The organism is Pseudonocardia sp. Ae331_Ps2 (assembly GCF_001932405.1).
In the GTDB taxonomy this organism is placed as follows: domain Bacteria; phylum Actinomycetota; class Actinomycetes; order Mycobacteriales; family Pseudonocardiaceae; genus Pseudonocardia.
Genome location: NZ_MCIM01000001.1, coordinates 1,233,887 through 1,252,694, shown reverse-complemented (window position 1 = coordinate 1,252,694; position 18,808 = coordinate 1,233,887). Strand labels below are relative to the sequence as shown.

Annotated in this window: 15 protein-coding genes; 10 read left to right on the top strand and 5 right to left on the bottom strand. The window is 76.2% G+C overall.

Translation table 11 applies throughout. From position 1 onward, the window contains the following. Nucleotides 1–41: 41 nt before the first annotated feature. Nucleotides 42–1,427 carry a hypothetical protein gene (locus Ae331Ps2_RS05830; protein ID WP_075310214.1) on the bottom strand — a complete coding sequence of 462 codons (1,386 nt, stop codon included), beginning with the start codon at nucleotides 1,425–1,427 and terminating at the stop codon, nucleotides 42–44. Nucleotides 1,428–1,729: 302 nt separating this feature from the next. Further along, nucleotides 1,730–2,044: a chorismate mutase gene (locus Ae331Ps2_RS05825; protein WP_020624867.1), complete on the bottom strand. Its 315-nt coding sequence runs from the start codon at nucleotides 2,042–2,044 to the stop codon at nucleotides 1,730–1,732. Nucleotides 2,045–2,307: 263 nt separating this feature from the next. Between Ae331Ps2_RS05825 and Ae331Ps2_RS05820 the strand changes: the two genes are divergently transcribed. After that, nucleotides 2,308–4,758 carry a UvrD-helicase domain-containing protein gene (locus tag Ae331Ps2_RS05820; RefSeq protein ID WP_075329817.1) on the top strand — a complete coding sequence of 817 codons (2,451 nt, stop codon included), beginning with the start codon at nucleotides 2,308–2,310 and terminating at the stop codon, nucleotides 4,756–4,758. A gap of 3 nt (nucleotides 4,759–4,761) precedes the next feature. Here the strand turns inward: Ae331Ps2_RS05820 and Ae331Ps2_RS33955 are convergent, their stop codons facing one another. From Ae331Ps2_RS33955 to Ae331Ps2_RS05805, 3 genes are all read right to left on the bottom strand, one after another. Then, nucleotides 4,762–5,385, bottom strand: coding sequence for a DUF1707 domain-containing protein (locus tag Ae331Ps2_RS33955; protein ID WP_075310216.1), 624 nt, complete (start codon nucleotides 5,383–5,385; stop codon nucleotides 4,762–4,764). Between the two features lie 49 nt (nucleotides 5,386–5,434). Continuing rightward, entirely contained in the window at nucleotides 5,435–6,289 is an 855-nt protein-coding gene (locus tag Ae331Ps2_RS05810; protein WP_020624864.1) for a M23 family metallopeptidase, read from the bottom strand. 338 nt (nucleotides 6,290–6,627) lie between these two features. Next, the gene (locus tag Ae331Ps2_RS05805; RefSeq protein WP_075310218.1) at nucleotides 6,628–7,602 is read right to left on the bottom strand and encodes a triacylglycerol lipase; all 975 of its coding nucleotides are present in this window, start codon (nucleotides 7,600–7,602) and stop codon (nucleotides 6,628–6,630) included. 261 nt (nucleotides 7,603–7,863) lie between these two features. Between Ae331Ps2_RS05805 and sucC the strand changes: the two genes are divergently transcribed. The 9 genes from sucC to Ae331Ps2_RS05760 all read left to right on the top strand — a co-directional run bounded on the left by sucC (nucleotide 7,864) and on the right by Ae331Ps2_RS05760 (nucleotide 18,764). Further along, entirely contained in the window at nucleotides 7,864–9,054 is a 1,191-nt protein-coding gene (gene sucC, locus Ae331Ps2_RS05800; protein ID WP_255407945.1) for an ADP-forming succinate--CoA ligase subunit beta, read from the top strand. A gap of 3 nt (nucleotides 9,055–9,057) precedes the next feature. Continuing rightward, nucleotides 9,058–9,942 carry a succinate--CoA ligase subunit alpha gene (gene sucD / locus Ae331Ps2_RS05795; RefSeq protein ID WP_020623374.1) on the top strand — a complete coding sequence of 295 codons (885 nt, stop codon included), beginning with the start codon at nucleotides 9,058–9,060 and terminating at the stop codon, nucleotides 9,940–9,942. A gap of 159 nt (nucleotides 9,943–10,101) precedes the next feature. Continuing rightward, on the top strand, nucleotides 10,102–11,346 hold the full coding sequence (locus Ae331Ps2_RS05790; protein ID WP_139318924.1) for a DUF5336 domain-containing protein: 1,245 nt from the start codon (nucleotides 10,102–10,104) through the stop codon (nucleotides 11,344–11,346). A 77-nt stretch (nucleotides 11,347–11,423) separates the two neighbouring features. Next, nucleotides 11,424–13,052: a DUF6350 family protein gene (locus tag Ae331Ps2_RS05785; protein ID WP_075310224.1), complete on the top strand. Its 1,629-nt coding sequence runs from the start codon at nucleotides 11,424–11,426 to the stop codon at nucleotides 13,050–13,052. A gap of 126 nt (nucleotides 13,053–13,178) precedes the next feature. Then, entirely contained in the window at nucleotides 13,179–13,805 is a 627-nt protein-coding gene (purN, locus tag Ae331Ps2_RS05780) for a phosphoribosylglycinamide formyltransferase (protein WP_075310226.1), read from the top strand. After that, nucleotides 13,798–15,357: a bifunctional phosphoribosylaminoimidazolecarboxamide formyltransferase/IMP cyclohydrolase gene (gene purH / locus Ae331Ps2_RS05775; protein WP_075310228.1), complete on the top strand. Its 1,560-nt coding sequence runs from the start codon at nucleotides 13,798–13,800 to the stop codon at nucleotides 15,355–15,357. Before purN ends, purH begins: the two co-directional genes overlap by 8 nt. Before the next feature lie 284 nt (nucleotides 15,358–15,641). Next, a complete protein-coding gene (locus Ae331Ps2_RS33055) occupies nucleotides 15,642–16,733 on the top strand; it encodes a hypothetical protein (RefSeq protein ID WP_075310230.1) in 1,092 nt (363 codons plus the stop codon). After that, on the top strand, nucleotides 16,730–18,592 hold the full coding sequence (locus Ae331Ps2_RS05765; RefSeq protein WP_075329699.1) for a DNA polymerase Y family protein: 1,863 nt from the start codon (nucleotides 16,730–16,732) through the stop codon (nucleotides 18,590–18,592). The genes Ae331Ps2_RS33055 and Ae331Ps2_RS05765 overlap by 4 nt, the downstream gene beginning before the upstream one ends. Further along, complete coding sequence (locus tag Ae331Ps2_RS05760; protein WP_075310234.1) at nucleotides 18,534–18,764, top strand: hypothetical protein; 231 nt, start codon at nucleotides 18,534–18,536, stop codon at nucleotides 18,762–18,764. Before Ae331Ps2_RS05765 ends, Ae331Ps2_RS05760 begins: the two co-directional genes overlap by 59 nt. Nucleotides 18,765–18,808 lie beyond the last annotated feature (44 nt).

Here is an 18,808-nt window from a genome sequence, read left to right as displayed (position 1 = left end):
TCCGCGTGTGCGGGGGCCGGGGCCGTCGTCGTGGGAGGGCGTCAGCCGCCCAGCAGCCCGCCGGCGCCCTTCGTGACACCGCCGAGCACCCCGCCGACCGGCTCGGTCACGCCGGACAGGGCGCTCCCGACCGGCTCGGTCACCGTGCTGACCGCCTGCCCCACGGGCTTCGTGACGGCCTGCAGCGGCTGGGTGGCCTCCTCGGACGAGGAACCGGTGTCGGGCTTCTTGGCCGAGGTGTCGAGGAGCCCGGTGACCGGCTCGGCGGCCTTCAGTATCGGCCCGGTGAGCGGCTTGGTGCTGTCGAGCACGGGCTCGGTGACCGGCGACAGCGCGCCGAGCACCGGCGTCGTCACCGGTTCGAGGGTGTCGGTGAGGGGCCGGGTGACCGGCTTGACCGCGTCCGTCACCGGGCGGACGGCCTCGGTGACCGGGGACACGGCACCGCCGACGGCCCTGCCGACCGGTGCCGCGGCCTGCGCGACCGGGGCGACGACGCCGCCGACGGCGTTGCCGACCGGGCGGACGTTCTCGGTGACGTCCTGGAGCGGGCCGGTGCTGGTCCCGCCGCGCGACGGCGGGGTGCCCGTCACGGGCTCGAGCAGGTTGCCGGCGGGGGCCCGGTCGGGGTTGTTGATCGGCGCGACGATCGGCGCGAGCGGCGAGCCCGTGCCGCCGGCACCGCGCGGCCCCGGGACCGTCGGCGACGACGGAGATCCGGTGCCCGGGTTGCCGGTCGAGGGCGTGCGGGGCGCGGGGACCGCGGCGGCGGGACCGGCTGCGGTGCCCGGGGTACGGCTGGCCGCGGCCGCCTGGACCGGCTGCTGCGGGCCGAAGGCGACTGCCATCCAGTCGGTGGCACCGGGGGCGGGTGCGTCCGGCAGCGGCGAGCTCAGCGCCACGTTCGCCGGGAGGTACTGGGCGGGCAGCGTGTCCGGGGTGCCCGCGGTGGGCAGGCCGAAGCCGGGGAACAGGCCGTCGGCGGCGGCGCGCGCGTCGGAGTTCTCGGTGCCGACGCCGTTGTAGAGGGCGGCGCCGAGCACGGAGCCCGCGGCGAGCAGCGCGCCGGCGACCACACCGGCGCGCCGGCGCCCGGACACCTGACGGCCGGTCCAGCCGTCGGCGACGGCCGCGGAGCGGGGCTGCGGGAGTCCGATGTCCGGCCAGCCGCCCGGGGCGCCCGCGGCGGCGATGTCACCGGCCGAGGCGGCGTCGGCGGAGGCACCCTCGGCCACCGGGGGACGCCCTTCGCGGCGCAGCAGGTCGCCGACGGACAGGACGGGCCCGGTGAGCGGGCCCGCTCCGTCGGAAGAGGCGTGGGACGCGCGCGAGTGGCGCGCCAGTAGCTCGGCGACGCTCACCACGTCGCGGGGCCCGGTGGCGCCGGGGGCGCCGGGGAGCGGGGCTCCGGCAGGTGTGTCGGTCACGGCCGCACGTCCTCCTTCGGGTCATTTCGACCTGGGAAGATGTACCGGAAGGAGCGCTTGATTCCCAAGTGATCACCCTCCGCTCGTCGCAGGTAACCCTTTCGGGCGGTTCCCGTTCATCGGCCGTATCCGACCGCTCGGCCTGCTCGTTGCCTCGGAAGGCAACCCCTGCGCAAGGGTGACCTGACCTGAACCCCAGGTGGGGCGCTCGCCGGCGTGTCGCGCTGTGCACTGTGCGTGAATCGCCGAACGGTCGTCACCTCTACCCGGTCGCCGGACGCGACCGGGTGTCGCACCAGGGGTCAGCGGCCGCCGAGGCGTCCACGGCCCAGCCGCAGGAGCATCATCGCCAGCTCGCGCCCCTCGGGTCCGAGGTCGGCGAACCGGTCGAGCACCGCCATCTCCCGGCTGTAGACGATCCGCGGTCCGCCCGCGGCCATGCGGGCGGCGCCGATGCGCTTCGAGACCTCCGTGCGGCGCAGGATCGCGTCGAGGATCTCGGCGTCGAGCCGGTCGATCTCCCGGCGCAGCTGCTCGATCTCGGGGTCGGCTCCGGTGCGCACCTCGGTGCTCGTGCCGGAGCGGGGCTGCGGGGCTGCGGGATCGGTCACGGTCATGGTCTCCTCGTCTCGGTCACGGGCCGTCGGGACCGAGGACGTACGAACGCCCCGGGTCCGTCGGACTCCGGGGCGTGCGGGTGGCGTCTGGGCTCAGACGGGCGGCGCAGCGGGAACCGGGGTCCGGTACCCGTAGCGAAATCGCCCGTCGTGTGCCACGCGGCGAGTGTAGACCACCCGGCGCACCGGGTCGCCGTGCTTCCCGGGGACCGGCGACGCCGGAGCGGGCTCTGTCGGACCCCCGGCGTACCGTGTTCGACACGATGAGTGCGCTGTTCGAACTCCCCGGGACGGGCCCTTCCGCCGCTGCCGAGCCGACGACGGCCCAGGGCCGCCGCCTGCTGGAAGGCCTCAACGACCGTCAGCGGGAGGCCGTGACCCATGCGGGTTCGCCGCTGCTGATCGTCGCCGGCGCGGGGTCGGGCAAGACCCGGGTGCTCACCCACCGGATCGGCTGGCTGCTCGCCGAGCGCGGGGTGCATCCCGGCGAGATCATGGCGATCACCTTCACCAACAAGGCCGCGGCCGAGATGAAGGAGCGCGTCGACGCCCTCGTCGGGCGGCGGTCCGGGCCGATGTGGGTGTCCACCTTCCACTCCATGTGCGTGCGGATCCTGCGCCGCGAGGCCAAGCACCTCGGCGTGCGCAGCGCCTTCTCCGTCTACGACGCCGACGACACCCGTCGCCTCGTCGGCATCGTCGGCCGCGACCTGGAGCTGGACCCGAAGAAGTTCGCCCCGCGGGCACTGGCCGCCCAGATCTCCAACCTGAAGAACGAGCTGGTCTCGCCGGACGAGGCCGCCGAGCGCGCCGCCACCGACCACGAGCGGCGCATCGCCGAGGTCTACGGCGTCTACCAGTCGCGGCTGCGCCAGGCGAACGCCTTCGACTTCGACGACCTGATCATGGAGACGGTCTCGCTGCTGGATAGGCTGCCCGCCGTCGCCGAGTACTACCGGCGCCGCTTCCGGCACGTGATGGTCGACGAGTACCAGGACACCAACCACGCGCAGTACGAGCTGGTCCGCCAGCTCGTCGCCCCGGCGACGGCGAACGGCCGGCCCGGCGAGCTGTGCGTCGTCGGGGACTCGGACCAGTCGATCTACGCCTTCCGCGGCGCGAACATCCGCAACATCATCGAGTTCGAGCAGGACTTCCCCGACGCGCGGACCATCCTGCTGGAGCAGAACTACCGCTCCACCCAGACCATCCTGTCCGCGGCGAACGCGGTGATCGCCCGCAACCCGGAGCGCCGGGACAAGCGGCTGTGGTCGGACTCGGGCGACGGTGAGCGCGTCGTCGGGTACGTCGCGGACAACGAGCACGACGAGGCGTCGTTCGTCGCCCGGGAGATCGACCGGCTCGTCGACACCGGCGAGTACCGCAACTCCGACATCGCGGTCTTCTACCGGACCAACAACCAGTCCCGTGTCTTCGAGGACGTGTTCCTGCGGGTCGGGCTGCCCTACAAGGTCGTCGGCGGGGTGCGGTTCTACGAGCGCCGCGAGATCCGCGACGCGCTGGCCTACCTGCGGGTGCTGTCCAACCCGGAGGACACGGTCAGCCTGCGCCGCATCCTCAACGTGCCCAAGCGCGGCATCGGGGACCGGGCCGAGGCCGTCGTCGCCGAGTACGCCGAGCGCGAGCGCACCTCGTTCGCCCGCGCGCTGCGCACCGCCGCCGAACAGCCGCAGCGGCTCCCCGCGCTGGCGACCCGCTCGCAGAAGAACATCGCCGGGTTCGTGCGCATGCTCGACGAGCTGCGCGAGCTCGTCGACCGCGGCGACGACACCGCCGAGGTGCTCGAGGCCGTCTACGCGCGGACCGGTTACCTGGAGGAGCTGCAGGCCTCGGAGGACCCCCAGGACGGCACCCGGATGGACAACCTCGCCGAGCTCGTCACGGTGGCGCGGGAGTTCGCGGGCGACGCCGCGGTCACCGACCTCGCCGCGGACGGAGGGGGCGCGATCGGATCCGGCGCGGCACCCGAGGGCGTGGCACCCGACGGCGCGGCACCCGAGGGTGAGGCCGACACCTACGACGACACCCCCGACGGTGTCCCGGAGCCCGGCTCGCTGGCCGCGTTCCTGGAGCGGGTCGCACTCGTCGCGGATGCGGACTCCATCCCCGACGACGACTCCGGCGTGGTCACGATGATGACCCTGCACACGGCGAAGGGTCTGGAGTTCCCGGTGGTCTTCCTGACCGGCTGGGAGGACGGGATCTTCCCGCACCTGCGCACCCTCGGCGATCCCAAGGAGCTCGCCGAGGAGCGCCGGCTGGCCTACGTCGGGATCACCCGCGCGGAGAAGCGGCTCTACCTGTCCCGGGCGATCGTGCGGTCCGCGTTCGGGCAGCCCAGCACCAACCCGGCGTCGCGCTTCCTCGACGAGGTGCCCCCGTCGCTGCTCGACTGGCGGCGCAGCGAGGAACAGCTCGCCGCGCAGCGCCCGTCGGCGCCGGTCGGGCGGTTCGGGTTCGGGAAGCGTCCGCAGGCGACCGACCGCGGGAGCTGGAAGGTCCCGGAGCGGTCGCTGAACAACCAGACGCTGAACCTCGACGTCGGGGACCGGGTCAACCACGACAAGTACGGCCTGGGCACGGTCGTCGCGGCCGACGGCATCGGCCCGCGCGCGACGGTGACGATCGACTTCGGCTCGGGCGGGACGGTCCGGCTGATGCTGATCGGTGGCGTCCCGATGCAGAAGCTGTAGACCTCAGTCGTCGTCGCGGTCCTGCACCGCGGCCTCGGCCGGGGTCAGGACCTTCACCGACCCGAACGCCCCGACGACGTGCACGTCCACCGTCCGGTCGCCGGGCGCGGCGCACGCCGTCGGGCACTCGGTCGAGCCGAACACGGTGAACCCGGAGACGTCCGCCCGCGTCCCCTCGGGCACGAGGACCGTCGTCGAGCCGAACACCGTCACCCCGCCCACCCGGTCGCCGGCCTCGGCCCCGACGGTGCGGGACCCGAACACGGTCAGTCCCTCGGTGATCGGCACGACCTGCGCCAGTCCCCAGACCGCGGCGACGGCCACCGCGACCGCGGCGAGGATCCCGCCGGCGCGTCGCCCGGCGGCCGCGGCGAACTCCCCGGCCGGTGCCCGGAGGGCCCCGGTCGGCGCCCGTTCGACGGCGGCGGTGGGCGTCCCGGCGGTGTCGGCCGGGAGGTCGCGGGTCAACGGCTCCAGGTCGGCGCGGGTGCGGGCCGCCCAGGCCGTGGCCGAGCGCTCCTCGTACTCGGGCAGGGACAGCCGTCCCTCGCTGTGCGCGCGCTGCAGCCGGGCGTCCACTGCCCGCCGCTCGTCGTCCCCCACCCGGTACCCCGCCTCGTCCCCCACCCGGCCATTCTGACCCGTCCGGGCGGGTCGGGGGAGCGGTGCCCGGCGATCAGGCGTCGCGCGAGCCCGTCGCGGCGGTGACGTCGAGACCGCGCGCGGCCAGCCACGGCAGCGGGTCGATCTTGGTGCCGTCCGGCTCCCACACCTCGAGGTGCAGGTGCGGGCCGGTGGACTGGCCGCGGTTGCCGACCTCGGCGATCTCGTCGCCGGCCTTGACCTGCTGGCCCTCCTGCACGAACGACCGGTTGATGTGGCCGTAGACGGTGCTGGTGCCGTCGGGGTGCTTGAGCACCACCCACATCCCGAAGCCGCTGGCGGGACCGGACTTCTCCACGACGCCGTCGGTGAGGGCGAAGATCGGGGTGCCGATCGGGGCGGCGAGGTCGATGCCCTTGTGCTGCACGCCCCAGCGGGCGCCGAAGCCGGAGGTGAACCGGCCCGCCGTCGGCAGGACGAACGCCTCGCCGTCGTACAATACGGCTTTCGGGGCGCCGTGCGACATCGCGGTCGTCACGGCCCGCTCCAGCTTGGCGGCCTCGCGGCCCATCCGGGCGGCCTTCGTCAGGTTGGCGACGTCGACCTTCGAGGTGGCGTCCAGGTCGGGCAGCGACGCGGCCTGCGCGCTGAGCTGCTCCCCGCCGATCGCGGAGGTGTCCAGCGGGGCGGTCGTGTCGGCCGGGCGGGTGTCGCCGGACACCGGCAGCATCGCCGACGCGGCGAGCCGGGCGTAGGACTCCTCGACCGAGGCCTCACCGCCCCAGCCGGGCACCCCGAGGGCCCCGGCGACCGTCTGACCGGCCGCGACCAGCGCACCGCCGGCCGCCGCGGCGACGGTCACCCGGGTGCGCGAGACCACCGGCGGGGGAGCCGGGAGCGCCGGGAGCCGGTGACCGGCCGGCGGCACAGGGGGGAGCGTGCCGGGCCGGGCCTCCGGTCGCGTGGCGCCGCTGGGGGAGCGGTGGCGCGACAAGACTGCCCTTCTGGTGGTCAAGGGCGCCGCGGGCCGTTCGGCGGTGATCGTCGGAGTGGGGGCTCCGTCGGGGGATGGTGTCGTTCGGGGCGACACCGATCACCGTGACCGGTCCGTGACGTGGACAACGCGACGGTAACCCGGGCCTCGCCGAGCGGCAACGGCGGGCCATCGCGCCGTTGCGGACGGTCGTGGATCATCGGCGACCGGTCGGGCGGTCATCGACGCGACGGCGAACGGAGGAGCCCCGTTCCCCCGCGCGGACCGGTCCCTCAGGCGCCTTGCGCCGCGTGCCGTCCGACCAGTCGCAGCGACCCGCGCAGCCTCCGGTCGCGCACCCGGTCGTGCTCGCGGCGCTCCGCCTCGCCGCGGGCCAGCGTGCTCGCCACGAAGTGCACGGTGCGCCGGTCCACCGGCAGGGCGAGGTGGCCGACGTCGTCGAGCTCCAGCTCGGTGACGTCGAGGTCGGGGTGGCGCAGCCGGGAGTTCCGCTGCGGGATGATGATCTCGTCCATCCGTGACCAGACCACCAGGAACCGGGTCCGGCAGCCGGGGGCCGGTTCGTCCAGCTCACGCAGGATCGGCGAGCCGGGGCGGAGCTGGCGGCACAGCGGAAGCGGCGCGAGCCGGGCCAGGTTGCTGCCCGCGTGCGGGCTGCCGAGCGTCGCCAGGGTGTCGACGACGGCGTCGCCCCCCATCCGCTGCACGTAGTAGCGGGCGATCACGCCGCCGAGGGAGTGCCCGACGATGTGCACCCGGTCTGACCCGGTGGCCTCGCGCAGTCGTTCGACGTGGCCGCGCAGCTCGTGCGCCGCGGTGCGGACGTCGTCGGTGAGCAGGCTGTAGTTGATGGCGTGCACGACGCCGAAGCCGCGCCGGCGCAGCTCGTGGGCGAACACGGTGAACACCGAGCGGTTGTCCATGATCCCGTGCACCAGCAGGATCGGCGTCCCGGCCGCGGCGGGGTCGGCGACGACCAGGCTCCGCTTGACCGGCGGCAGGCTGTCGGTGCGCCAGTGGCCCTGCGGGCGGACGGTCTCCTCGGCCAGTCCGATCGGGTACAGCGCGAGGTGCGCGGCCAGCCAGGCGCCCTCCAGCGCCAGCCCGCGCAGGCCCGCACGCGAGGTGAATGTTCGCGCGGCGTAGCCCGCCGCCTGCGCGAGATCGGACGTCGCGGCCGTCACTGTCGACAGCGCCCCGTCGGCGATCGCGTGCAGGCGAGCGCCTCCGGGTAGCGACGTCGCCATAGTCGAAAGGTAAGGCAGGTCACAGGATTCCGCTGTCTCGCGGAGCGATCCGTGGTCCCGATCACTCGGACGGTCCATCTGAATCGAGCACTGCGCCGACAGGGTGACTGCGGTCACCGGCCCAGGTCAGGACCGGTGCGCGCGGCGTGGCTAGGCTCCCCGACGCAGCATCACCGACGTCCGCGACCGCTGCCGCCCGCCACCTGTGCGGGGCGCGCCCGGGGAACGAGCCGGGGACGCGCCGGTCGCGGCGAGAGCGAAGTGGAGCGGGAGAGCCGAGTGGACCTCTACGAGTACCAGGCGAAGGACCTCTTCGCCGCGCACGGAGTCCCGGTGCTGCCGGGCCGGACCGTGGACAACGCCGCCGACGCGGCGGCCGCGGCGGCCGAGCTGGGCACCGCCGTCGTGGTCAAGGCGCAGGTCAAGACCGGTGGTCGGGGCAAGGCCGGCGGCGTGAAGCTGGCGCAGGACGCCGACGAGGCCAAGGAGAAGGCCGAGGCCATCCTGGGCCTCGACATCAAGGGCCACACCGTGCACCAGGTCCTGGTCACCGAGGCCAGCGACATCGCCGAGGAGTACTACTTCTCCTTCCTGCTGGACCGGTCCAACCGCACCTTCCTGGCCATGTGCTCGGCCGAGGGCGGCATGGAGATCGAGCAGCTGGCCGTCGAGCGGCCGGACGCGCTGGCCCGGATCGCGATCGACCCGATCGCCGGCGTCGACAAGGCCAAGGCCGACGAGATCGTCGCCGCGGGCAAGATCCCGGCCGCCGTCGCCGACGAGGCCGCGAACGTCATCGTGAAGCTCTGGGAGACCTTCGTCTCCGAGGACGCGACGCTGGTCGAGGTCAACCCGCTGGTCCGCGACCCGCAGGACAAGGTGATCGCCCTCGACGGCAAGGTCACCCTCGACGCCAACGCGGACTTCCGGCACCCGGCGCACGCCGAGCTGGTCGACGAGCGCACCGAGAACCCGCTCGAGGCGAAGGCCAAGGCCAAGGGCCTCAACTACGTCAAGCTCGACGGCGGCCAGGTCGGCATCATCGGCAACGGCGCGGGGCTCGTCATGAGCACCCTCGACGTCGTCGCCTACGCCGGCGAGGCGCACGGCGGGGTCAAGCCCGCCAACTTCCTCGACATCGGCGGCGGCGCCTCGGCGCAGGTCATGGCCGACGGCCTGGACGTCATCCTGGGCGACGACGAGGTCAAGAGCGTCTTCGTCAACGTCTTCGGCGGCATCACCGCGTGCGACGCGGTGGCCAACGGCATCGTCGAGGCCCTCAAGATCCTGGGCGACGAGGCCACCAAGCCGCTGGTCGTCCGCCTGGACGGCAACAACGTCGAGGAGGGTCGTCAGATCCTCGCCGACGCGAACCACCCGCTCGTCACCGTGGTGGGCACGATGGACGACGCGGCCGCCAAGGCCGCCGAGCTCGCGAACGCTGGAGCCTGAGACATGTCGATCTTCCTCAACGAGAACAGCAAGGTCATCGTCCAGGGCATCACCGGTGGCGAGGGCACCAAGCACGCCACCAAGATGCTGGCGGCCGGGACGAACATCGTCGGCGGTGTGAACGCCCGCAAGGCCGGCACCACGCACACGGTCGGCGGCAAGGACGTCACCGTGTACGGCACGGTCGAGGAGGCGATCAAGGAGACCGGCGCCGACGTGTCGGTCATCTTCGTCCCGCCGAAGTTCGCCAAGGACGCGGTCATCGAGGCCATCGACGCCGAGATCCCGCTCGCGGTCGTCATCACCGAGGGCATCCCGGTGCACGACTCGGCGTATTTCTGGGCGCACGCGGTCGCCACGGGCAACAAGACCCGGATCATCGGCCCGAACTGCCCCGGCATCATCTCGCCCGGCAAGTCCAACGCGGGCATCATCCCGGCGAACATCGCCGGCCCCGGCAAGATCGGCCTGGTGTCGAAGTCCGGCACGCTGACCTACCAGATGATGTACGAGCTGCGTGAGTTCGGCTTCTCCACCGCCATCGGCATCGGCGGCGACCCGGTCATCGGCACCACCCACATCGACGCCCTCGAGGCGTTCGAGGCGGACCCCGAGACCGAGGCCATCGTGATGATCGGTGAGATCGGTGGCGACGCCGAGGAGCGCGCCGCGGACTTCATCAAGGCCAACGTCACCAAGCCGGTCGTCGGCTACGTCGCGGGCTTCACCGCTCCCGAGGGCAAGACGATGGGCCACGCCGGCGCGATCGTGTCCGGCTCGGCCGGCACCGCGCAGGCGAAGAAGGAGGCCCTCGAGGCCGCCGGCGTGAAGGTCGGCAAGACGCCGTCCGAGACCGCCGCCCTGATGAAGGAGATCCTCTCCGCCTGATCGGAGCGCTCTCCGCACGTCCGACGCGCGGGCCCCGGGAACTCCTCCCGGCGCCCGCGCGTCGTGCTGTGTGCACCCCGTGCGCCTCACCCGGTCGTGTCGGGGGCATCGGCTAGCGTGCGGTGCAGCGAGTCCGTCCGTCACACGGGAGTGGTCGTCATGTCGAGCAACGAGCCAGGGGCCGCCCCGGCTCCCGAGCAGGCCCCGCCTGCTCCGACGGTGCGGATCGCCGTGCTGGCGGGGGCCGTGCTGGCCCTGCTGGCGCTGGTCCTGACCTTCTTCGACGTCACCACCGGGCTGTTCCCGGTCGCGATGGTCGTCGCCGGTGGTGTCGCGGGTGCGCTCACCCTGCTGCCCGGCACCGGCCGCACCCTGGTCGCGGGTGTGGTCCTGTCGACGACGGGTGCGCTGACGATGCTGCTGGTCCTGGCCGGTGCCGGCACCGCGGCGATCGGCGGCACGCTGGGCTGGGTCGTGTTCGTGGTCGCCCTGCTCGCGGGCGCCGCACTGCTCTACGCCCAGCTCCTCCTGTCCGGCGTGGTCGCCGCTCCCGCCCCGCGGGCACAGCGCCCGTCTCACGTCGGGCAGCCCGGCTGGGGCCCCGGCCAGGTCCCGCCGGGCCAGCAGGCGCCCTGGATGCCGCAGCAGCCCTACGGCGTGGGCCAGCCGGGAGCCGCGGCGCCGTACGGCGCGGCCTCCGGTGCTGCGCCCTACGCGGCGGACCCCTACGCCGCGGGCCAGTACGGCGCGAGTCCCTACGGGGCCCCGTCCGGCGCCGCTCCGTACGCCCCGGGGCAGCCCGGTGGGGTGCAGCCCGGCACAGGACAGCACGGTGGGGGCCAGCACGGCGCGGGCCAGCACGGCGCCGCGCAGCCGGGGGCCGGCCAGTACGGCGCCGGTCAGTACGGCGCCGGTCAGTACGGACCGGGTCAGTACGGCGCCGCCCCCTACGGCGCCTCCGGCGCGGTGCCCGCGGCGTCGCAGCCCGCCGTCGGGCAGTACCCGGGCCAGCCCGGGGCCCACGGCGCGCCCGAGGCGCCCGGGGTGCAGGACCGGACCGGCGACGACGCGGGCCGGCACGCGGTCGGCGGCGGACGCGGCCCGCAGGCCGACGCGGCACCGCACACGCCGTCCGGCGGGGGTGGCGCCTTCTCCGGGGTGTCCTACGGCGATCGCGCCGCCGCGGTGACCGGCACACCGGGATCCGAGCAGGCCCCGCCCGCGACCACCCCCCACACGGCGGGCGCGGACCAGGCGGGCGAGGACACGGGCGTCACCCGCCCCTCCGCGATTCCCGGCTCCACCCCGGCCGCCGGTGAGCAGGCCGAGGATCCCGGGCCTCCGGCCACCGGCGATGCCGAGGCCACCCGCACCTTCCGGCCCGGCGGTGACGGCTCCGCCTGACCTGCCGGGACCGTGGGCCCCGGCACGTCACGGCGTGCCTGCCCCTCCCGGACGGGGTTCGCTGCGACGCTGACCGGGTGAGCACCACCCCGCCCCGTCCCGCCCGCGGTCGCCCGGCCTCCCGGGCCCGGTCCACCGGGCCCGCACCCGAGCGGTCCCGCGGTGGGCGCGCGACCGCCGTCGCGGAGCGGGAGCGGGGGCACCGCCGCCCCGTCCGGACCCCGACGCGCGGCACCGGGACCGGCACCGGGCTGGACCGGCTGCGGATCCTCCTCGTGGCCACGATGGGTGCCGTCCTCGCCGGGTACACGATGCTCGTCCCGGTGGCGGCGCTGCTGACCGGCACCGGCGGCGTCGAGGTCACCGCGGACGGGGCACTCGCCACCGCCGTCCCGTTGTGGCTGGCCGCGCACCTCATCCCGGTCGCCGTGGACGGGCGTCCGTTCGGGGTGCTGCCGCTGCTGCCGACGCTGGTGGTCGTCGCGCTGGTCGCCTTCTGCTCGCGCTGGGCGGTGCTCCGGCTGGGCGGGCGGGTCCGGCACGACGCCGGTGCCGTCGTCGCCTCCCAGGCCGGGGCCGCCGCCGCGGTCGCCGTGCTCGCCGGGGCGCTGCTGCCGCGGGACATGGCCGTGACCGCGCCCTGGGCCTCGATGATCGGGGCCGGGCTGGTGGCCGGGACGGCCGCCGGGATCGGCGTCGTCCACGCGTGCGGGGCCCCGGCCGCGTGGCAGCGGGTGCTGGCCGGGTGGCCCGGCGCGGCACTCGCCGGGGCCCGGGTCGCGGCCGCCGGGCTGCTGCTGGTCGCCGCCCTCGTCCTGACCGTGGCGCTGCTCGCGAGCGCCTCGGACGTCGCCGACACCGCCGAGCGCATCGCCCCCGGGGCCTGGGCGGGCTTCGGGGTGCTGGTGCTGAGCGTGGGGTACCTGCCGAACGCCCTGGTCGGGGCGCTGTCCTGGGCGCTGGGCGCGGGGGTGTCGGTCGGCATCGCCCGATCGGGCCCGTTCGGCGCCGAGCCGGGGCCGCTGCCGCCGTTCCCGCCCGTGGCGGTCCTGCCCGTCACCACCGTCCCGACGGCCGCGGTGCTGGTCGTGCTGCTGCCCGTCGTCGCGGGGGTGCTCGGCGGGATCGCCTGCCGCCGGGCGCTGGGGGAGGACGCGCCGGTCGTGGAGCGGGTCGCGGCCCCGGCGACGGCGGCGGTGGTCGTCGCGGTCGGGGCGGCGGTCCCGGCGGCGCTCGCGGGCGGTGCGCTCGCGGGCGGGCCCTACGACCCGGTGTCGTTCCACCCGTGGGCGGTCCTCGGCTGCGCGTTGCTGCTGGTCGGGATCCCGGCCGTGCTGACCTGCGCGGGGACCGAGCTCGCCCGGCACGTCCCGATGGGCGGCACCGACCGGCCGCGGACCGCGGTCGACCGGGCCCGGGCCGCCCGGGACCGCCGTCGCACCCCGACGGTGGCGGAGCTGGTCGAGCGCCGTCGCACCGCCGGGGCACCCGTCCGCCGGGTCGACGCCGCGTGGGACGACGACGGAGAGCACGGCGACGTCCATCCCCACCGCCACGCCGTCTCCGACGAGGAGCCCGACGGAGCCGGGCGCACGGCCTCCCGCCGCGGCGCCGCGGACGAGGGCCCCACCGAACGGGACCGCGACCGCGGCGACCACGTGGCGGACAGGGCCGACCGGGACCGCAGGGCCGACAGGGCCGACTGACCCGTCGCGGCCCACGACCAGGGCCGGGTGACCCGGGCCACCGCACCGGGCGCCGTCGCCGTCGGAGGGCGCGTCTACCCTGGCCAGGGGCCGTGGAGCGGCCCGGACCGGCGAGGAAGGGACACGGTGGGCGCGCAGGAGCGGCACGAGGCGCTGCGGGTCGTCGTCCTCGTCTCCGGGAGCGGGACCCTGCTGCAGGCACTGCTCGACGCCGCGGACACTGCGGACACTGCGGACGCCGGGTTCGCCGTCGTCGCCGTCGGGGCCGACCGCCCGGGTGCCGCCGGGCTCGACCGGGCCCGTGCCGCCGGCGTCCCCACCTTCGTCGAACGGGTCGCCGACCACGCCGGCCGCGACGCCTGGAACACCGCGCTCGCCGCGGCCGTCCTCGCGCACCGGCCGGGCCTCGTCGTCGGGGCGGGGTTCATGAAGCTCGTCTCCCCGGCCTTCCTGGACGCGCTCGGATGCCCGATGCTGAACACGCACCCGGCCCTGCTGCCGGCGTTCCCCGGCGCGCACGCCGTCCGGGACGCGCTGGCCGCCGGGGTGCCCGTCACCGGCGCGACCGTGCACGAGGTCGACGCCGGGCTCGACACCGGACCGGTGCTCGCACAGGCGGAGGTCCCCGTGCTCCCGGGCGACGACGAGACCTCCCTGCACGAGCGCATCAAGACCGAGGAACGACGGCTGCTGGTCGCGACCGTGCGACGGTTCGCCACCGCCGCCCAACCCCACGAGGTGAACAGTGAGTGAGCGCAGGCCGGTACGCCGGGCCCTGATCAGCGTCTACGACAAGGCCGGTCTCCTCGACCTGGCCACCGGGCTGCACGCCGCCGGGGTGGAGATCGTCTCGACCGGCTCCACCGCCCAGCGGATCGCCGACGCCGGCGTCCCGGTCACCCCCGTCGAGGAGGTCACCGGGTTCCCCGAGTGCCTCGACGGCCGGGTCAAGACCCTGCACCCGCGGGTGCACGCCGGGCTGCTCGCCGACACCCGCAAGCCCGAGCACCTCGCCCAGCTCGAGCAGCTGAACATCGCGCCGTTCGACCTGCTGGTGTCGAACCTCTACCCGTTCCGCGAGACCGTCGCGTCCGGCGCGAGCCGTGACGAGGCCGTCGAGCAGATCGACATCGGCGGCCCGGCGATGGTGCGGGCCTCGGCGAAGAACCACGAGAGCGTCGCGGTCGTCGTCGACCCGTCGCGCTACGCCTGGGTGCTCGAGCAGGTCGGCGCGGGCGGTTTCGTCGTGGAGGACCGCCGCAGGCTCGCCGCCGACGCCTTCCGGCACACCGCCGCCTACGACGTCTCGGTCGCGACCTGGATGGGCGAGCAGTTCCCCACCGGCGACGACGAGGCCTCCGCCGAGTGGGTCGGCGCCACCTGGACCCGCGAGCGCCCGCTGCGCTACGGCGAGAACCCGCACCAGTCCGCCGCGCTCTACACCGACGGCACCGGCTCCGGCCTCGCCGGTGCCGAGCAGCTGCACGGCAAGGAGATGTCCTACAACAACTACGTCGACGCCGACGCCGCCTGGCGCGCCGCGCACGACCACGGGGACCGCCCGACGGTCGCGGTGATCAAGCACGCCAACCCGTGCGGGATCGCGGTCGGCGCCGACGTCGCGCAGGCCCACCGCAAGGCGCACGCCACCGACCCGGTGTCGGCGTTCGGCGGGGTCATCGCGGTCAACGGCGAGGTCTCGGTCGCGATGGCCGAGCAGGTCGCCGAGATCTTCACCGAGGTCGTCGTGGCCCCCGGCTACGCCGACGGCGCGCTGGAGGTGCTGGCGCGCAAGAAGAACGTCCGCGTGCTCCGCATCCCCGACGGCGCCGCCCGCACCGGCACCGAGCTGCGCCCGATCTCCGGCGGGCTGCTGGTGCAGCAGCGCGACCTCGTCGACGCCGACGGCGACGACCCGGCCGCCTGGAAGCTCGTCACCGGCGACGCCGTGGCCCCCGAGGTGCTCGACGACCTGGCGTTCGCCTGGCGCGCCTGCCGCGCGGTGAAGTCCAACGCGATCCTGCTCGCCCACGACGGCGCCGCGGTCGGCGTCGGCATGGGCCAGGTCAACCGGGTCGACGCGGCGAAGCTCGCCGTGACCCGGGCCGGGGACCGGGCCCGCGGCGCGGTCGCCGCCTCCGACGCGTTCTTCCCCTTCCCCGACGGGCTGGAGGTGCTGCTCGACGCCGGTGTCGCCGCCGTCGTGCAGCCCGGCGGCTCGGTCCGGGACGAGGAGGTCGTCGCGGCCTGCGCCAAGGCGGGCGTGCCGATGTACCTGACCGGGACACGGCACTTCGCCCACTGACCCGCTGCTGACCCACCGATCCACCCGACGGCCCGGGACCGCCTCGCGCGGTCCCGGGCCGTCGGCGTTCGGAGCAGCTCGGAGGGTCTTCCGGCCGAGAATGTCAGGGGTGCGTGCGACGGTCCTCCCGTCGTCGTCGCCACCCCCACCCGGGGGATGCGGAGCGGCGGCACGGGCCCTATGCTTCGAACATCAGTTCGAGCACGCGTCGCCTTCCCCGCGGCGCGCCGGGCGAGGTCGCGGCCGTTCGGCCGTGGCGCGGTGTGTGGCGGGGAGGTACTGCGGTGCGCGTCGGTGCGGGCGAGGGGCCGGTCGTCGTCGGGGGAGCGGCGGCGGTCGGCCGGGTGATCGGCGGTGCCGGTGGGGGAGCCGGCGCCGACGTCGGGGCCGACACCGGTCCGGAGGGGTCCGGGCCGGTGGTCGGAGCCGGGTCCCGTGTCCCCGGGGGCGGGCGGGAGCCGCTGCCCGGGGCGCGGGGCCCGGCCGGGGGGCCGGGGTCCTCGGCAGGCTCCGCCGCCGAGCGGCTCGCCCGGGCCCGGCACGTCCTGCACCGGACGGAGACCCGGGCGGGCCTGGAGCGGTCCCGGTCGGGGCCCGCGGGGCCCTGCCCGGAGCCGGAGGCCCCGGCCCGCAGGGTCGGGACGGTCGAGCCGCGTCCGGTGAGCGAGGCGGACCTGCTGCCGGTGCCGGGGCCGCTGGCCGGTCTGCTGCCCGGTGGGGGCCTGCGGCGGGGATCCACCGTGGCGGTGGGCGTGGGATCCGGTGCGGGGTCGCTGCTGTTCGCGCTGCTGGCCGCCGCGTCCGCGGAGGGCGCGTGGGCGGGTGTGGTCGGCCGCCCCGGACTCGGCGCGACGGCCGCGGCGGAGGCGGGCGTGCGGCTGGACCGGCTGGCGCTGGTCCCCGACCCCGGTGCGGACCTGGTCGGGGTGACCGCGGCGCTGCTGGACGGGCTGGACCTAGTGGTCGTGGCCGGGCCGGAGCGGGCCGGGCTGCGGGCCGGTGACCGGCAGCGGCTCGCCGCGCGGACCCGGCAGCGGGGCGCGGTGCTGCTGGCGCTCGGCGGGTGGCCGGGGGCCGACCTGCGGCTGCACTGCACCCGTCCGCGCTGGGAGGGCGTCGGTCGCGGGACGGGGCGGCTGCGGTCCCGGCGGGTCGAGGTCCGGGCGGAGGGGCGCGGGATCGGCCCGGCCGGCCGGGGGGTGGAGGTGCTCCTCCCCGGGCCCGGCGGGACGGTCGCCCCGGCCCCGGTGACGCCCTCGGTCCCGGTGGCGCCGTCGGTGCCCGCGATCGCCTCGGTGCCGTCGGTCCCCGCGGTCCACGGGCCGGCGGTGGGCGAGGCCCCGGTTGCGCGCCCCGTGGCCCGGGCGGCGGGATGAGCACGTCCGGTACGACGGAGGCGGGCGGCGTGACGGGTGCGGTCGGCAGGGCGGACGCGGGCCCCGTCGGGAGCGCGGGCGGCAGCGCGAGCGTGCGCGGCGGAGCCGGCCCGGGCGACGGTGGGCGGGCGGAGCCCGACCCGCGGGTGCTGGCGGTCTGGTCCCCGGACTGGCCGGTCACCGCGGCCGCCCGCGCCGCGCACGTCCCGGCGGACCGGCCGGCCGCGGTCCTGCACGCCAACCGGGTCCTGGCCTGCTCGGCGACGGCCCGCCGGCACGGCGTCCGCCGGGGGCTGCGGCGTCGGGAGGCGCAGGCCCGGTGCCCGGAGCTCGTGGTGCTCGCCCCCGACCCGGGGCGCGACGCCCGGCTGTTCGAGCCGGTCGTCGCCGCGGTGGAGGCGCTCGCCCCCGGCGTCGAGGTGGTGCGGCCGGGGCTGCTGGTGCTGTCCGCGCGCGGTCCGGTCGGCTGGTTCGGCGGGGAGCGCGCCGCGGTGGAGCGGCTGATCGACCAGGTCGCGCTGCACGCCGGGACCGAGTGCCAGATCGGCGTCGCGGACGGGATGTTCGCCGCCGAGCTCGCCGCCCGCCGGGGGCGTGGGGTGCCGCCGGGGCGGTCGGCGGAGTTCCTCGCGCCGCTGGAGGTCGCCGAGCTGGACCGGGACCCCGACGTCGACCGGGCTGCGCTGGTGGACCTGCTGCGCCGGTTGGGGCTGCGCTCGCTGGGGGCGTTCGCGTCGCTGTCGGAGGCCGACGTGGCCTCGCGCTTCGGCGCCGCCGCGGTGGCCGCGCACCGGCTCGCCCGCGGGCGAGACCCCCGCCCGCCCGCGCGCCGGGTCCCGCCGGAGGAGCTGGCCGCGGCGGTCGAGCTGGATCCACCGGTGGACCGGGTCGACGCGGCCGCCTTCGCCGCGCGGGCGCTCGCGACCCGGCTGCACACCGCGCTCGCCGGTCACGGCCTGGCCTGCACCCGGCTGGGGGTGCACGCACGCACCGAGAGCGGGGAGGAGCTGCTGCGGGTCTGGCGGTGCGCCGAGCCGTTGACCCCGTCCGGGACGGTCGACCGGGTGCGCTGGCAGCTCGACTCGTGGCTCGGGCGCTGCGGCTCCGGGACGCTGGTCGCGCTGCGGCTCACGCCGGAGGACACCGTGGTCGCCGGGGCGCTGCAGCGCGGGTTGTGGGGCGACGTCGGCGAGGGCGACGAGCGGTCCGGGCGGGCCCTGGTCCGGGTGCAGGCGCTGCTCGGGCCGGAGGCGGTGTTCACCGCGGTCCCGACGGGTGGCCGCGACCCGGGCGAGCGGGTGCGGCTGGTGCGGTGGGGCGACGAACGGGTCGTCGAGGACACCGCGGAGCCCGCCCGCCCGGGGCCCGCGGTCCCCGCGGCGGACGGTGGAGGGGGACCCGTCGGGGGCGCCGGGCAGGAGGACCCCGCGGGGGCGGCCCTCGTCCCGGGGCGGATGACGGTGGCCGCCCGCCCGGGCGCCGCCGCACCCGGGACGGTGCTGCCCAGGACGGCGGTCGGGTCGAGCAGTGTCCGGCCACGGTCAGCGGCGGGCCCGGCGGTGACGGCGCCCGCTGGTCGCGGAGCCGGGGAGCGCACCACCGCCCCGGCCGGGTCGGCAGGCCCAGTCGCCGGTCCGGGCGGTGGGCGGGCCGGGACCGAGCACCACCGCCGCGCCCCCGGGCCGTCGTCCCCCTGCCGACCCCCCGGCGACCTGGCCCGGCCGGCTCCCGGCACCGTCGCCGGCGACGGTGCCCCCGGACCCGGTCCCGGTCCGGTTGCTCGCCGCGGACGGCACCGAGGTGCACCTGGCCGCGCCGGACCTGCTCGACGGCGTCCCGCACCGGGTCGCGGGCGGTGACCCGGACCGGGAGGTCACCGGCTGGGCCGGGCCCTGGCCGGTGCACACCCGCTGGTGGGACCCCGACGGCCCCGGGCCCGCGGTCCGGCTGCAGGTCGTGCTCGCCGACGGCGCGGCCCTGCTGCTCGTGCGCCGCGGCGGCCGCTGGGAGGTGACCGGTGTCTACGACTGAGCCACCGGCCGACGGCGGGCACCGCAGGCGGCACCGTCGTGCCG